Annotated in this window: 9 protein-coding genes; 3 read left to right on the top strand and 6 right to left on the bottom strand. The window is 73.8% G+C overall.

What is annotated here, in order from left to right; genetic code table 11:
• Positions 1-95 precede the first annotated feature (95 nt).
• The 3 genes from mfd to ACZ4VL_RS11065 form a co-directional block, all read right to left on the bottom strand.
• Positions 96-3,632 carry a transcription-repair coupling factor gene (gene mfd / locus ACZ4VL_RS11075; RefSeq protein WP_468198370.1) on the bottom strand — a complete coding sequence of 1,179 codons (3,537 nt, stop codon included), beginning with the start codon at positions 3,630-3,632 and terminating at the stop codon, positions 96-98.
• A 226-nt stretch (positions 3,633-3,858) separates the two neighbouring features.
• On the bottom strand, positions 3,859-6,459 hold the full coding sequence (locus ACZ4VL_RS11070; protein ID WP_468198368.1) for an ABC transporter permease: 2,601 nt from the start codon (positions 6,457-6,459) through the stop codon (positions 3,859-3,861).
• Entirely contained in the window at positions 6,456-7,244 is a 789-nt protein-coding gene (locus tag ACZ4VL_RS11065; RefSeq protein WP_468198366.1) for an ABC transporter ATP-binding protein, read from the bottom strand. Before ACZ4VL_RS11065 ends, ACZ4VL_RS11070 begins: the two co-directional genes overlap by 4 nt.
• A 333-nt stretch (positions 7,245-7,577) precedes the next feature.
• Between ACZ4VL_RS11065 and ACZ4VL_RS11060 the strand changes: the two genes are divergently transcribed.
• Positions 7,578-9,170 (top strand): MFS transporter, encoded by a 1,593-nt coding sequence (locus ACZ4VL_RS11060; RefSeq protein WP_468198364.1) that lies wholly within the window; start codon positions 7,578-7,580, stop codon positions 9,168-9,170.
• Between the two features lie 82 nt (positions 9,171-9,252).
• Positions 9,253-10,086 (top strand): hypothetical protein, encoded by an 834-nt coding sequence (locus tag ACZ4VL_RS11055; protein ID WP_468198363.1) that lies wholly within the window; start codon positions 9,253-9,255, stop codon positions 10,084-10,086.
• Positions 10,087-10,113: 27 nt separating this feature from the next.
• Here ACZ4VL_RS11055 and ACZ4VL_RS11050 read toward each other — a convergent pair whose 3' ends face one another.
• Entirely contained in the window at positions 10,114-10,974 is an 861-nt protein-coding gene (locus tag ACZ4VL_RS11050; protein WP_468198361.1) for an alpha/beta fold hydrolase, read from the bottom strand.
• A gap of 81 nt (positions 10,975-11,055) precedes the next feature.
• On the opposite strand from ACZ4VL_RS11050, the gene ACZ4VL_RS11045 reads away from it, so the two are divergent.
• Positions 11,056-11,607 (top strand): CGNR zinc finger domain-containing protein, encoded by a 552-nt coding sequence (locus tag ACZ4VL_RS11045; protein ID WP_468198359.1) that lies wholly within the window; start codon positions 11,056-11,058, stop codon positions 11,605-11,607.
• 83 nt (positions 11,608-11,690) lie between these two features.
• Here ACZ4VL_RS11045 and ACZ4VL_RS11040 read toward each other — a convergent pair whose 3' ends face one another.
• Both ACZ4VL_RS11040 and ACZ4VL_RS11035 read right to left on the bottom strand, forming a co-directional pair.
• Positions 11,691-12,584, bottom strand: coding sequence for a cellulose-binding protein (locus tag ACZ4VL_RS11040; protein ID WP_468198357.1), 894 nt, complete (start codon positions 12,582-12,584; stop codon positions 11,691-11,693).
• A 123-nt stretch (positions 12,585-12,707) separates the two neighbouring features.
• The coding region (locus ACZ4VL_RS11035) for an SUKH-4 family immunity protein (protein ID WP_468198355.1) at positions 12,708-13,989 on the bottom strand (1,282 nt) is incomplete at its 5' end.

Raw genomic sequence — 13,989 nt, 5'->3', positions numbered from 1 at the left:
CACAAGAAGACAACCCACCCCCCCCCCACACCAAATCTCATCCAACCCACCCCCCCCCCCCCCCCCCCCCCCCCCCCCCCCCCCCCCCCGGGGCGTCAGGAGCCGAGGACGGTGGTGAGGAACTCGCCCGTCCAGGCCAGCAGCTCGCGGCCGACCAGCGGCTTGCCGCCCACCCTGGCGGTCTTCGGCCGCGGGACCAGCACCTGGGAGGCGGCGGCCTTGACGACCGTCCCCGGGTAGAGGCGCTTGAGGCGCAGCTCCTGCGATTCGCGCAGTTCCACCGGCGAGAAGCGGATGTTGTTGCCCTGGAGGGTGATGTCCCCGACCCCGCAGGCCCGGGCGAGCATCCGCAGGCCGGCGACCAGCAGCAGGTTCTCCACCGGCTCCGGCAGCTTGCCGTAGCGGTCGGTGAGTTCCTCGCGGACCGCCTTGATGTCCTCCTCCGAGTTCGCCGACGCGATCGACCGGTACGCCTGCAGGCGCAGCCGCTCGCCCGGCGCGTAGTCGTGCGGGACGTGGGCGTCGACCGGCAGCTCGATCTTGACCTCCAGCGGCGGCTCCTCCTCCACCCCGCCTTCCACGGCGGCCCGGTAGTCCGCCACGGCCTCGCCGACCATCCGGATGTACAGGTCGAAGCCGACGCCCGCGATGTGGCCGGACTGCTCGCCGCCGAGCAGGTTTCCGGCTCCGCGGATCTCCAGGTCCTTCATGGCCACGTACATGCCCGCGCCCATCTCCGTGTGCTGGGCGATGGTGGCGAGGCGCTCGTGCGCGGTCTCGGTCAGCGGCTTCTCCGGCGGGTAGAGGAAGTACGCGTACCCGCGCTCGCGGCCGCGGCCGACGCGGCCGCGCAGCTGGTGCAGCTGGGAGAGGCCGAAGTTGTCGCCGCGCTCGACGATGAGGGTGTTCGCGTTGGAGATGTCGATGCCCGACTCGACGATCGTCGTCGAGACGAGCACGTCGAACTTCTTCTCCCAGAAGTCCACCACGACCTGTTCCAGGGCCTGTTCGGACATCTGGCCGTGGGCGGTCGCGATCCGCGCCTCGGGCACGATCTCGCGCAGCCGGGCCGCGGCCCGGTCGATGGACTCGACCCGGTTGTGGATGTAGAAGCACTGGCCCTCGCGCAGCAGCTCGCGCCGGATCGCCGCGCCGATCTGCTTCTCCTCGTACGGCCCGACGAAGGTGAGCACCGGGTGCCGCTCCTCCGGCGGGGTGGTGATCGTCGACATCTCGCGGATGCCGGTCACCGCCATCTCCAGGGTGCGCGGGATCGGCGTCGCGGACATCGTGAGCACGTCGACGTTGGCCCGCAGCTTCTTCAGCTGCTCCTTGTGCTCGACGCCGAAGCGCTGCTCCTCGTCGACGATGACCAGGCCCAGGTCCTTGAACCTGGTCTCCTGCGAGAAGAGCCGGTGGGTGCCGATGACGACGTCCACCGCGCCGTCCTTCAGGCCCTCCAGGGTGGCCTTGGACTCGGTGTCGCTCTGGAACCGGGACAGCGCCTTCACGTTGACCGGGAACTGGCTGTAGCGCTCGGAGAAGGTCCCGAAGTGCTGCTGCACGAGGAGCGTCGTCGGGACGAGGACGGCGACCTGCTTGCCGTCCTGGACGGCCTTGAACGCGGCCCGCACCGCGATCTCGGTCTTGCCGTAGCCGACGTCGCCGCAGATCAGGCGGTCCATGGGGACGGACTTCTCCATGTCCTCCTTGACCTCGGCGATGGTGGTCAGCTGGTCGGGCGTCTCCGCGTACGGGAAGGCGTCCTCCAGCTCCCGCTGCCAGGGGGTGTCCGGGCCGAAGGTGTGGCCGGGGGCCGCCATTCGCGCGCTGTACAGCTTGATCAGGTCGGCGGCGATCTCCTTGACCGCCTTCTTGGCGCGCGCCTTGGTCTTGGTCCAGTCGGCGCCGCCGAGCCGGTGCAGGGTGGGCGCCTCGCCGCCGACGTACTTGGTGACCTGCTCCAGCTGGTCGGTCGGGATGTACAGGCGGTCGCCGGGCTGGCCGCGCTTGGCGGGGGCGTACTCGACGAGGAGGTACTCGCGGGTCGCGCCCTGCACGGTCCGCTGGACCATCTCCAGGTAGCGGCCGACGCCGTGCTGCTCGTGGACGATGTAGTCGCCGACCTCCAGGGTGAGGGGGTCGACGGACTTGCGGCGCCGGGTCGGCATCCGGCCCAGGTCCTTGGTGGCGGTGCGCTGCCCGGTCAGGTCGGTCTCGGTGAGGACGGCCAGGCGCAGCGCCGGGTCGACGAAGCCGGTGGCCAGGGAGCCGCAGGTCACGTGGACCAGGTGCGGCTCCAGGGCGGCGAGGTCGGCCTCCAGGCGGGCCGCGATGCCCTCCCCGCCGAGGACCTCGACGGTGCGGGCGGCCGGGCCGTGGCCCTCGGTGAGGTAGACGGTGCGCCAGCCGTCGGCGAGCCAGGCCTTGGTGTCGGCGAGGGCCCGGGCGGTGTCCCCGCGGTAGGTCTCGGGGGCGTGCATGCCCAGCTTGAGCGTGTCGGCGGCGAGGTCCTCGGCTTCGGCGGCGGCGAACGGGGAGACCGACCACCACATCATGCCGAGCTCGCGGGCCCGGTCGCGGACGTCGGCGATCCCGCGCAGGGAGGCCGCGCCGACGTCGATGGGGGCGTCACCGCCGCCGGCGGTGGCCGCCCAGGAGGCCATGAGGAACTCCTGGCTGGTGGCGACCAGGTCGGCGGCCCGGGTGCGCACCCGCTCCGGGTCGCAGACCACGGCCATGGCCCCGGCCGGGAGGACGTCGATGAGCAGTTCCATGTCGTCGACGAGGACGGGCGCGAGGGACTCCATGCCCTCCACCGCGATCCCCTCGGCGATCTTGTTCAGGAGTTCGCCCAGCTCGGGGTGGTCCTCGGCGAGGGCGGCGGCGCGCTCGCGGACCTGCGGGGTGAGCAGCAGCTCGCGGCAGGGCGGGGCCCACAGGCCGTGCTCGGCGACCTCCAGGGACCGCTGGTCGGCGACCTTGAAGTAGCGGATCTCCTCGACCTCGTCGCCCCAGAACTCGATGCGGAGCGGGTGTTCCTCGGTGGGCGGGAACACGTCGAGGATGCCGCCGCGGACGGCGAACTCGCCGCGCTTCTCCACCAGCTCGACGCGGGCGTACGCGGCTGCGGCGAGGGCCTCGGTGACCTCGCCGAGGTCGGCGCTCCCGCCCTGCCGCAGGCTCACGGGCACCAGGTCGGCGAGCCCCTTGACCTGCGGCTGGAGCACGGAGCGGATCGGCGCGACCACGACGGAGACGGGTCCCGCAGCCGGGTCGTCCTTGCTCGGGTGGACCAGCCGGCGCAGCACGGCCAGGCGCCGGCCGACGGTGTCGCTGCGCGGCGAGAGCCGCTCGTGGGGCAGCGTCTCCCAGGAGGGGTACTCCGCCACCTCCTCGGGCGGCAGGAACGACCTCAGGGCGGCGGCCAGGTCCTCGGCCTCCCGGCCGGTGGCGGTGACCGCGAGCACGGTCCGGCCGGTCCGGGCGGCCAGCGCGGCGATCGCGAAGGGCCGGGCGGCGGGCGGGCCGACGAGGTCCACGTGCATGCGGTTGCCGTCCCCGGCCGCGGTGACCGCCTCGGCGACGGCGGGGTCCCGGGTGACGGCGTCGAGCAGTCCGTGCAGGCTCATGAAGGAGGCTTTCCGTCCGGTGGAGGGGCAACGCGAAGGGCCCGACACGCATGCGGGCCGGGGTTTCCCACCCTACGCCCGCGGCCCCGACCGGACCTCCCGCAAACGGCGACGGACGGCACCGGCGGGCGGCGCGGGGCGGGGGTACGGCACGGGGCGGGGGTACGGCGCAGGCCCCGGCCACCCTTTCGGGTCGCCGGGCCTGCGCACCCCCGTGACGACCGCCCTACTCGCTGGCGATCGCGTTCAGTACGTTCATCCGCCCCGCCCGGAAGGCCGGGACGAGCGCGGCGAACAGGCCCACGAAGGCCGATCCGGCGAAGACGCCGATGATCGTCGGCCACGGGACCTCCAGCACCCGCAGGCCCTCCAGGGCGAGCAGCTTCTGGGCCGCGACGCCCCAGCCCATGCCCAGGCCCAGGCCGAGCAGGGCGCCGAAGAGGGCGATGACCACCGACTCCAGTCGGATCATGCGGCGCAGCTGGCGGCGGGAGAGGCCGATGGCGCGCATCAGGCCGATCTCGCGGGTCCGCTCGACCACCGAGAGGGCCAGGGTGTTCACGACACCGAGGACGGCGACGATGATGGCGAGGGCCAGCAGCCCGTAGACCATGTTCAGGAGCGTGCCGACCTGGTCCTTGAGGACCTGCTTGTAGTCGGTCTGGTCGAGCACCTGGTACTGCGGGTACGCCGCCAGGTTGTCCTTGAGCGCCGTGTACGCGCCGGACTCCTGGCCGTCGACCGCCTTGGCGAGCATCATGAACGGGCGCGGCATCTTCTCGGCCGGCAGGTACTGCTCGGCCGTGGCGGTGGCGACGTACAGGGCGCCCTTGTCGAGGTTGCCGTCGTCGTCGGTGACGGCGGCGACCTTCAGCCTGGCGGTGGAGCCTTCGGTGAAGGCGACCGTCAGCTCGTCGCCGACCTTGACGCCGTGCTCGTCCGCGTACAGGGAGCCGACGGACATGACGCCCGGGCCGTACGCGTCCGCGTGCCGTCCGGCCTTCGTCGTGCGGCGGACGTCGTCCGCGTAGGACGGGTCGGTGACGCTGATGCTCTCCTCGGCGGTGGCGCCGTCGGGGGCGGTCACCCGGGCGCCGACGATCCGGTAGGCGGTGACGTGGTCGAGGCCCGGGCTGCCGCGCATCGCCTTCTCCGCCTGCGGGACCAGCGGCTGGCCGTTCTGCGACTGGACGATGTAGTCGGCGCCGACCGACTTGTCGAGTTCCTCGGTGGCGGAGGCCACCATCGACGAGCCGACCACGGACAGGCAGGCGACCAGCGCCAGGCCGATCATCAGTGCGGCGGCGGTGGCGCCGGTGCGGCGCGGGTTGCGCAGCGCGTTGCGCTCGGCGAGCCGGCCGACGGACCCGAAGGGCTTCAGCACCGCCCCGGACAGCACCCGCACCACGCCGCCCGCGAGCAGCGGCCCGATCACGATGAAGCCGATGAGGGTGAGGACGACGCCGGCGGCCAGCCGGAGCGAGCCGGCGGCGGCCTCGTCGGCGCGCGCCGCGAGCAGCAGCCCGCCGACGCCGAGGCCGGTGAGGACCAGGCCGAGTACGGCGCGGACGGCGCCGGCCTTGCGGTCGCCGGGGGTGCCCGCCTCGCGCAGGGCTGCCATCGGGGAGACCTTCCCGGCGCGGCGGGCCGGGACGTACGCGGCGACGACGGTGACGACGACGCCGAGGACGAGGCCGATGACCGGGGTGGTCCACAGGACGGTCAGGTCGTCGGTGGACAGCTTCATGCCCATGCCGCCCATGAGCTCCATCAGCCCGACGGCCAGGCCCACGCCCGCGCCGATGCCGAGGAGGGAGCCGACGACGCCCAGCAGCAGGGCCTCGATCAGGACGGAGCGGTTGACCTGCTCGCGGCCGGCGCCGATGGCACGCATCAGGCCGATCTCGCGGGTCCGCTGGGCGACCAGCATCGAGAAGGTGTTGAAGATGAGGAAGATGCCGACGAGGAACGCGACGGCCGCGAAGCCCAGCATCACGTACTTCATGATGTCGAGGAAGGAGCCCACGTCCTTGCGGGACGCGTCGGCGGCCTCCTTGGCGGTCTGCAGCTTGAAGGCGTCCGCGCCGAGCGCGGCGGACAGGTCGGCCTTGAGCCGGTCGTCGCTGACGCCGTCCTCGGCGGTCACGTGGACGTGGGTGAAACGGCCGGCGTCGCCGAGGAGTTCGCGCTGGGCGGTGGCGGTGTCGAAGTGGACGACGGTGGCGCCGGGGTTGGTCGCCCTGAAGGTGGTGATGCCGCTGATCCGCGCCCGGAAGTCGCCGGTGACGGTGATGGCGCGCAGCTCGTCGCCGATCTTCAGCTTGTGCTTCTTGGCGGTGTCGGCGTCGACCATCACCTCGGTCGGGCCGCGCGGCGGGTGGCCGGAGGTCACCTCCATCGCCTTCAGCTCGTTGTCGTTCCAGCTCGCGGCGATCGTCGGGGCGCCGGAGGTGGGGCCGACGTTCTCGTTGCGGGCGTTGACCACGGTGACGGCCACGGACACGACGGCGCCCTGGGCGGACTGCACGCCCTCGACGCGGGCTGCCCTGTCGACGGTGTCCGCGGGGACGGACTGCGGGCGGCCGTTGGCCGGGATGCCGTCGCCGTTGCCGCCCCCGCCCCCGCCGGCCTTCTCGGGCTCGCGGGGGCCGATGGTGACGTCGGCGGAGGTGCTGGAGAACAGCTTGTCGAAGGTGGTGTTCATGGTGTCGGTGAACACCAGCGTGCCGCAGACGAAGGCGACGGAGAGCAGCACGGCGACCGCCGACAGCGCCATCCGCCCCTTGTGCGCGAGGAAGTTGCGCAGCGAGGTCTTGAGGACGGTCACGACGTCCGTCCCCGGGCGTCGAAGTCCTTCATCCGGTCCAGGACCTGGTCCGCGGTGGGCGCGCGCATCTCGTCCACGATCCGGCCGTCGGCGAGGAAGACGACCCGGTCCGCGTACGAGGCGGCCACCGGGTCGTGGGTGACCATGACGATCGTCTGGCCGAGGTCGTCCACCGAGCGGCGCAGGAAGCCGAGGACCTCGGCGCCCGCCCGGGAGTCCAGGTTCCCGGTCGGCTCGTCGCCGAAGATGATCTGCGGGCGGGCGGCGAGGGCGCGGGCGACCGCCACGCGCTGCTGCTGGCCGCCGGACAGCTGCGTCGGGCGGTGCCCCAGACGGCCCGCGAGCCCGACCGTCTCCACCACCCGCGTCAGCCACTCCTGGTCGGGCTTGCGCCCGGCTATGTCCATGGGCAGCGTGATGTTCTCCAGCGCGTTCAGCGTCGGCAGCAGGTTGAACGCCTGGAAGATGAACCCGATCCGGTCCCGGCGCAGCTGCGTGAGCTTCTTGTCCTTCAGTCCGGTGATCTCGGTGTCGTCGAGGAAGATCTGCCCGCTCGTCACCGTGTCGAGGCCGGCGAGGCAGTGCATCAGCGTGGACTTGCCGGAGCCCGAGGGGCCCATGATCGCGGTGAACTGACCGCGCGCGATGTCCACGTCGACGGCGTCGAGGGCCACCACGCGCGTCTCGCCGGAGCCGTAGGCCTTGACGACCCGACGCGCCCGGGCCGCGACGGCCGCGTGCCCTCCGCTTCCCCCGTGCCTGGTCTCGGTAATGGCCGTTGTCACGGTGCTTCCCCTCGTTCGTGTGCGTGTGCGTGCGGCTGCGCCGGCGCGGCGCGGGCCGCCGGACCGAAGTGTGTGCCGCGGAGGGCGGCCGGCGCCCTGGTGCAGCTCGCCGTGTCCACCGGGGGGTTAGCCCCACCCCGCTCCTACGGACCAGTCAAGGACACGGCGGCAGGGCCCTCCTCCTCCGCCGGGACGAACGACCCCTGGCTCCTGGTGAGGAGCGCCCCTTAGGGGAACCGCACCCTTCGACGGGGGCCGGATGAGGGATACCGCCCGCCCGCGGCCCGGTGAGAAGGTGCTTCCGGCAGGTGCGTGCACAGTGAAAGGATCTTTGTGGGTACGGAGGAGAGCACCGGAGGACGGCCCGGGAAGGCCGGGGAGGGGGACGGCGACGGCATACCCGCCGGCGGGGGCGGCCGGCGACCGCCCGCCACCGTCGTCGCCGCCCTGATGCTCAGCATGGCCCTCGTCGCCCTCGAAAGCTCCGTCGTCGCCACCGCCGTCCCCCAGATCGTCGGCGACCTCGGCGGCTTCTCCGTCTTCTCCTGGCTCTTCGCCGGCTACCTCCTCGCCGTCACCGTCACCCTCCCCGTCTACGGCCGCCTCTCCGACAGCCTCGGCCGCAAACCCGTCCTCCTCTTCGGCACCGCCGTCTTCCTCGCCGGGTCCCTGCTGTGCACCGTCGCCTGGAACATGGCCGCCCTCATCGCCTTCCGCATCGTCCAGGGACTGGGCGGCGGCGCCCTCCAGAGCACCGTCCAGACCCTCGCCGCCGACCTCTACCCGCTGCGGGACCGCCCCAGGATCCAGGCCCGCATGTCCTCCGTGTGGGCCGCATCCGCCCTCGTCGGGCCCGCCCTCGGCGGACTGCTCGCCGCCCACGCCGACTGGCGGTGGATCTTCCTCGCCACGGTCCCGCCCGCCGCCCTCGCCCTGTGGCTGGTCCACCGCCACCTCGTCGAGCCCGTACGGTCCCCCGGCCGCCGGGGCCCCGTCGACCGGGCCGGCGCCCTCGCCGTCTTCGCCTGCGGGGCCGTCCTGCTCTTCGCCCTCGTCCAGGGCGGCGTCGCCTGGCCCTGGCTGTCCGCGCCCTCGCTGGGCCTGTTCGGCGCGGGCGCCCTCCTGGCCGCCGTCGTCGTCGCCGTCGAACGCCGGGCCGCCGAACCGATCCTGCCGGGCTGGGTGTGGCGCCGGCGCACCATCGCCGCAGTAAACCTGGCCCTGGGCGCGCTCGGCCTGCTGATGGTCGCCCCGATGGTGTTCGTGCCCACGTACGCCCAGGCCGTCCTCGGCCTCGACCCCGTCAGCGCCGGGCTCGTCATGTCCGCCATGACGCTCAGCTGGCCGCTGTCCGCCGCCCTCAGCCAGCACGTCTACCGGCGCATCGGCTTCCGCGACACCGCCTCCCTCGGCATCGGCCTGGCCGCCGTCGTCCTGCTGGCGTTCCCGCTGCTGCCCCAGCCCGGACGGCCCTGGCAGCCGGCACTGCTCCTGCTGCTGCTCGGCGCCGCCCTCGGCCTGTTCCAACTACCGCTGATCATCGGGGTCCAGTCCACCGTGGGCTGGGCGGAGCGGGGCACCACCACCGCCTCCGTCCTCTTCTGCCGCCAGGTCGGACAGAGCCTTGGGGCCGCCCTGTTCGGGGCCGTCGCCAACGCGACGCTGGGGGCGCGGCTCTCCGGTACGGGTGGGGGCGGGGGTGCGGACGGCGGGGCCGGGGTGCCCGGCAGCCTCGACGCGGTGTCCGAGGCGCTCGCCCGGCCGGAGCTGCTCGCGGACGCCGCCGCCGACCGGCTGCGCGGGGCCGTGGCCGCCGCCGTCGACCACGTCTTCCTCGGCGCGGCCGCCGCGGCCGTGGCCGCACTGCTCGTCCTGCTGCTGGTGGCTCCGCGGCGGTTCCCCGTGCTGCCGGAGCGGGAGGCGTAGGACCCGCCCGCGCTTGTCATGGACGCTGCCGCCGGAGTACACCTCTGGGGTTGGGGATCCGCGTCATCACCCGGGGGAAGAGATGGCTTCGACACTGCTCGCGCTCGTCTTACTGGCCGCCGTCGCCGGACCGGTCGGCTGGCGGCTGCGCCGCCGCCCCGCGCTCGTCACCGGCCGCGACGGCCGCCTGTCCACCTCGACCGCCCTCGCGCTCGCCTGGACGGTCATCCTCGTCTGGCTGCTGCTGACGATCCTCGCCTACGGGCTCACCGCGGGCGGCGGCACCCGCTACTTCACCGGCGGGCCCGGCCCGCTGTCCTCCCTGACCTCGGTCTACCTGCCGCTGCTCGGCGGCCCGTACGTGGCCCTGATCGCCGCCAAGGCGGTCGTCGGGATCCGACTGGAGAACGGCTCCCTCGCCAAACCCGCGGCCCGGCCGACGGAATCGGGGCGGCGGCCGCTGCGGGAGCTCATCGCGAACGACAGCGGGCGCACCGACCTCGTCGACCTGCAGTACGTGGCCCTCAGCGTGGTCACCATGCTGTACGTGGTGCTGTTCTTCCTCTCGGACGTGGGCCGCGGGCTGCCGGAACTGCCCGCGCAGATCTGGGCGCTCACGGGGGCGCCGGCCGGCGCGTACCTGGTGAACAAGATGGCGACGCGGCCGAACCCGGTGATCACCGGGGTGACGGTGGCGGACGGGGCCGCCGTCGTCCGGGGCGGGGGCTTCGCCCCCGACGCCCGCGTGGAGGTCAACGGGCAGGCCCTGCCGACGCGGTACGACGCGGACACGGGAGTGCTGTCCGCACCGCTGCCGGAGGGCACCGCCGCCCCGGGCGGCGGCACCCTTGCGGTGGTCGTGGTGGCCCGGGGGCTGCGGAGCGACCCGTACGCGTACGCCGGGGCGGTCGCCTGACGCGGGCCGCGGCGGAGCACCGACCGGTCAGGGGAGCTTCGCGAGGAAGCCGGCGATCAGGGGCGTGATGGCCGGGAGGTGGGTTTCGAGGGCGAAGTGGCCGGCTCCCTCGAAGACGTGGACCTCGGCGTCGGGGGCGTCGCGCAGGTAGGCCTTGGCCCCGGCGGGGGTGAAGAAGGGGTCCCCCGCCCCCCAGACGACCAGTACCGGGACGCGGGAGTTCCGCAGCCAGGCCTGCCAGGCGGGGTAGTGGACGGGGTTGGAGGCGTAGTCGAAGGCCAGGTCGGCCTGCGCGTCGTCGCGGCCCGGCAGGTTGATGTAGTGCAGGTCGAGGGTCTGGTTGTCGGGGTTGAGCAGGGCGGGCTCGGCGACCCCGGTCTCGTACTGGAAGCGGATGCCGTCGGGGGTGAACAGTCCGCGGACCTGCTCCTCCGCGCCGGGGGCGGCCCGCCGGAGGGCGATGAACGCGCGGGCGGCGTCCGAGAGGCCCTCCTCGTAGGCGTTGCCGTTCTGGACGATCAGGCCCGTCACCCGCTCGGGGCGCCGCGCGGCCAGGCGCAGGCCGACCGGCGCGCCGAAGTCGAAGACGTACAGGGCGTACCGGTCGAGGCCGAGGGCGTCGGTGAAGCCCTCCAGGACGTCGGCGAGCCGGTCGAAGGTGTAGGTGAAGCCGTCCGGGGCCTCGGTGCGGCCGAAGCCGGGGTGGTCGGGGGCGATCAGCCGGTACGGGGTGTCGCCGAGCCCGTCCATGAGCCGGGCGAACTGGTGCGAGGAGGTGGGGAAGCCGTGCAGGAGGAGCAGGACCGGCCCGTCGGCGGGGCCGCTCTCGCGGTAGGCGACGCGGACTCCGTCCACATCGGTGGTGCGGTGGCTCACGTGCTGCAACATCACATGCCTCCCAGGACGTCTGTCCCATTAGTTTTGCCGAGGGCATGTAATGGGTCAAGAGCATCAACTACCGTTAGTCGCATGAACGCCTTCCCGCTCGTCGGTGAACCACTGGCCCTGGACCTGCTGAACACCCGGCCGGCCGGGGTCGGAGACCTGATCGCCGATCCGGCGGGGCTCGCGGCCTGGTTGGACGAACAGGCCGGGCGCCTCACGGCCGTCGACCCGGTGGGCGCGGCGGAGGTGGCCGCCGTGCACGCCGTACGGGAGGCGGCGGGGCTCGCCCTCGCGGCCGTGCGGGCCGGCGAACGCCCGCCCATGGCCGCCCTGCGGGCACTGAACGAGGCCTCGGCCGCGGCCCCCGCCCACCGCGAACTGCTCTGGACCCCGAAGTCCGGCCTGACCGCCGCCCCCCGCCGTGACGCGGCGACCGCGGACCGGCTCGCGGCGGAACTCGCCGAGGCGGCCGCCGCCCTGCTCACCGACCCCCGGGTCCGGGAGATCCGGCAGTGCGAAGGCGCGAACTGCGTCCTGCTCTTCCTGCCGGCACACCCCCGCCGGCGCTGGTGCGTCGCCTCGACCTGCGGCAACCGGGCCCGCGTGGCCCGCTACTACGCCCGCCACAAGCCCTGACGGACGCGTGCGTTCGGGGTATGGCCCCATGGCGGTCACCCCGGCTCCGCCGGCGCTCGGGGCGCCCCGGAGCCGCGCCCCGGTCAGCCCTCCGCCGCGGCCCGCCCCGTCAGCGCGGCGAGGCTGGCCCGCACATGGCTCATGTGCGCCCGCATCTCGTCCTCCGCCTCCGCGTGCTCGCGCAGCACCCGCTCCGTCTCGCGCCCGATCCGCTCCTCCTGCACCCGCGCCTGCGCGATCAGGTCGGCGGCCTGCGCCTCCGCGTCCTCCTGCCCGTGCCGCGCCGCCTCCTCGGCCTCGGCGTACCCGCGGCGCGCCTCCGCGAGGCGGGCCTCGGTCTGCCGTTCGAGCTCGGCGAGCCGTTCGGCCGCGTCAGCCTCGCGCCGGGCGATCTCCCGCTGGGCGGCGTCCCACCGGTCGGCCTGGTCCTGCTCCCGTTCCGCGAGCAGTTCGTCGGCCCGCCGCCGCGTCTCCACGAGCCCGGCCTGCGCCTGGGCCCGCCAGGCGGCGCCGTCCTCGCGGGCCTCCCCGAGGAGTTCCTCGGCCTCCCGTTCGGCGGCCTGCAGCCCCTGCCGCGCGCGGACCTCGGTCTGTTCGCGGACGGCTTCGGCGTCCTGCCGGGCCAGTTCGGCCGACCGCTCGGCGTAGGCCTCGGCCGCGCTGATCGCGTCGGTCGCGTCGGCCCGCGCCTCGGTGTGCAGCGCCTCCGCCTCTTCGACGACCAGCGCGAAGATCCGGCGGGCGCGCTCGGTGAGGTCCTCGTACTGGTGCGGGACGAGGGAGGCCACGGCTTCCCGCAGCCGCTCGGCCTCCTCCTCCATCTGCTTGGCGAGGACGGTCAGCCGCGCCACCCGCTCCCATGCCTCGTCACGGCCCGCGAACAGCCGTGCGACGTACCGGTCGACCTGGTCGGTCCGGTAGCCGCGACCTCGTACGATCGCGAAACCCTGTCCGTGAGGGGACCATTGTGCAGCCATGCGGGGAGCGCCTCTCTCGCGGGGATTCCTGTCAAGGATGCGTCATTTGCGGCCAGAAGCCGGAATGGCCGGGCCGGGGCCCCGTTCCAGGGTCCCGGCCCGGCCACTGAACCGATCATCCGATCAGAGCAGTCCGTCCCACATCTGCTCCAGCAGCACGGACCACCAGCTCTCGGGCGAGGTCAGGGCCGCGGTGTCGAGACCGGCGAGGTTCGCCTGGAAATCGACGGTCCAGCGGCCCGCCTGTTCGGGGGTCAGATGTTGGCGCAGCCGCCACATGTGCCCCAGCATCGCCAACGACCGCGCGAACTGCGGCAGGCTCGAATTGACGAACTGCGGCGGCACCGGGGCTCCGCCGGGACCGCCCTCGACCGGAACCGCGACGATGTGCGCGGTCCCGTACTGCACGCACAGCGCCTTGCCGAAGTCACTGCCGATGACGAGGTACGAGCCCGCGTCGGACGCGGGCTGCACCTGCCGCTGCGCGGCGAGCTCGGCCAGCGTCGGCACCGGCTGCCCCGGCACCGCCTGCGCCCAGAAGAACGGCCCGAAATCGACGGGCAGGCCCGACCACACCAGGGTCTGCGCCACGATCTCCGGCACGCCCTGGCGGGACACGGCCCGCTGGTCGAAGCGGAACACGCCCTGCGGGCCGAACGCCCCGACCAGTTCCGAACCGATCGCATCGAGCGGGATCGCGGGCTGCAGCTGGACCTGCGGCAACGGGGCCCGTACCGGCGCGGGGCGCGCCGGGCCGTCGGCCACCTGGTGCAGCTCGCCCTGGTGGGTGAGCAGGTGCCGCATGCCGGCCTGGCGTCCGGCGTGGTCCTTGCCGTACGGGGCCACGCTGGTGATCCGGACCTGCGGCCAGGTCTCCCGGATCATCCGGGCGCAGTAGCCGCCGGGCAGTTCGCACGACTCCAGCTCGGTGTGCAGTTCGAGCACCTGCTGCGGCGGCACGTTCATGGCGCGCAGCTCGTGCAGGATCTGCCACTCCGGGTGCGGGGTGCCGGGCGCCGAGCGGCGGATGATCTGCTGCTCGGAGCCGTCGGGGGCGCGGTAGCGGAGCACGGCCTGGTAGCCCGGGCCGACGGTGGGTGCGCCGGTGGGTGCCGCGGGCGCCGGGACGGGGCCGGGAGGCGCGGGCGGTCCGCCGACGACAGCGGGACCGGCCAGCATGGTCGCGGCGTGGTCGATGCCGTGCGGGGGCGTCCCGGGCGTACCGGGTCCGCCCGGGGCTCCGGGCGGGCCGGGAGGTGCGGGCGGCTGACCGGCACCGGGGGCTCCGGGCGGCCCGGGAGGCGCCGGGGGGCCGCCGGCGACCACGGCCGGGCCGGCCAGCATGGTCGCGGCATGGTCGAGCCCACGGCCGAGCGAAGCCGGAGCACCGGGCGGACCGGGCGGA

Source organism: Streptomyces sp. NPDC029014 (genome assembly GCF_055564695.1).
The sequence above is the reverse complement of the archived record's forward strand: the minus strand, read 5'-3'. Positions and strand labels throughout refer to the sequence as shown.

Excerpts from the sequence above, each read along its gene's own strand:
- mfd (WP_468198370.1), bottom strand. The coding sequence starts at position 3,632 with ATGAGCCTGCACGGACTGCTCGACGCCGTCACCCGGGACCCCGCCGTC.
- ACZ4VL_RS11055 (WP_468198363.1), top strand. The coding sequence starts at position 9,253 with ATGGCTTCGACACTGCTCGCGCTCGTCTTACTGGCCGCCGTCGCCGGA.
- ACZ4VL_RS11050 (WP_468198361.1), bottom strand. The coding sequence starts at position 10,974 with ATGTTGCAGCACGTGAGCCACCGCACCACCGATGTGGACGGAGTCCGC.
- ACZ4VL_RS11045 (WP_468198359.1), top strand. The coding sequence starts at position 11,056 with ATGAACGCCTTCCCGCTCGTCGGTGAACCACTGGCCCTGGACCTGCTG.
- ACZ4VL_RS11040 (WP_468198357.1), bottom strand. The coding sequence starts at position 12,584 with ATGGCTGCACAATGGTCCCCTCACGGACAGGGTTTCGCGATCGTACGA.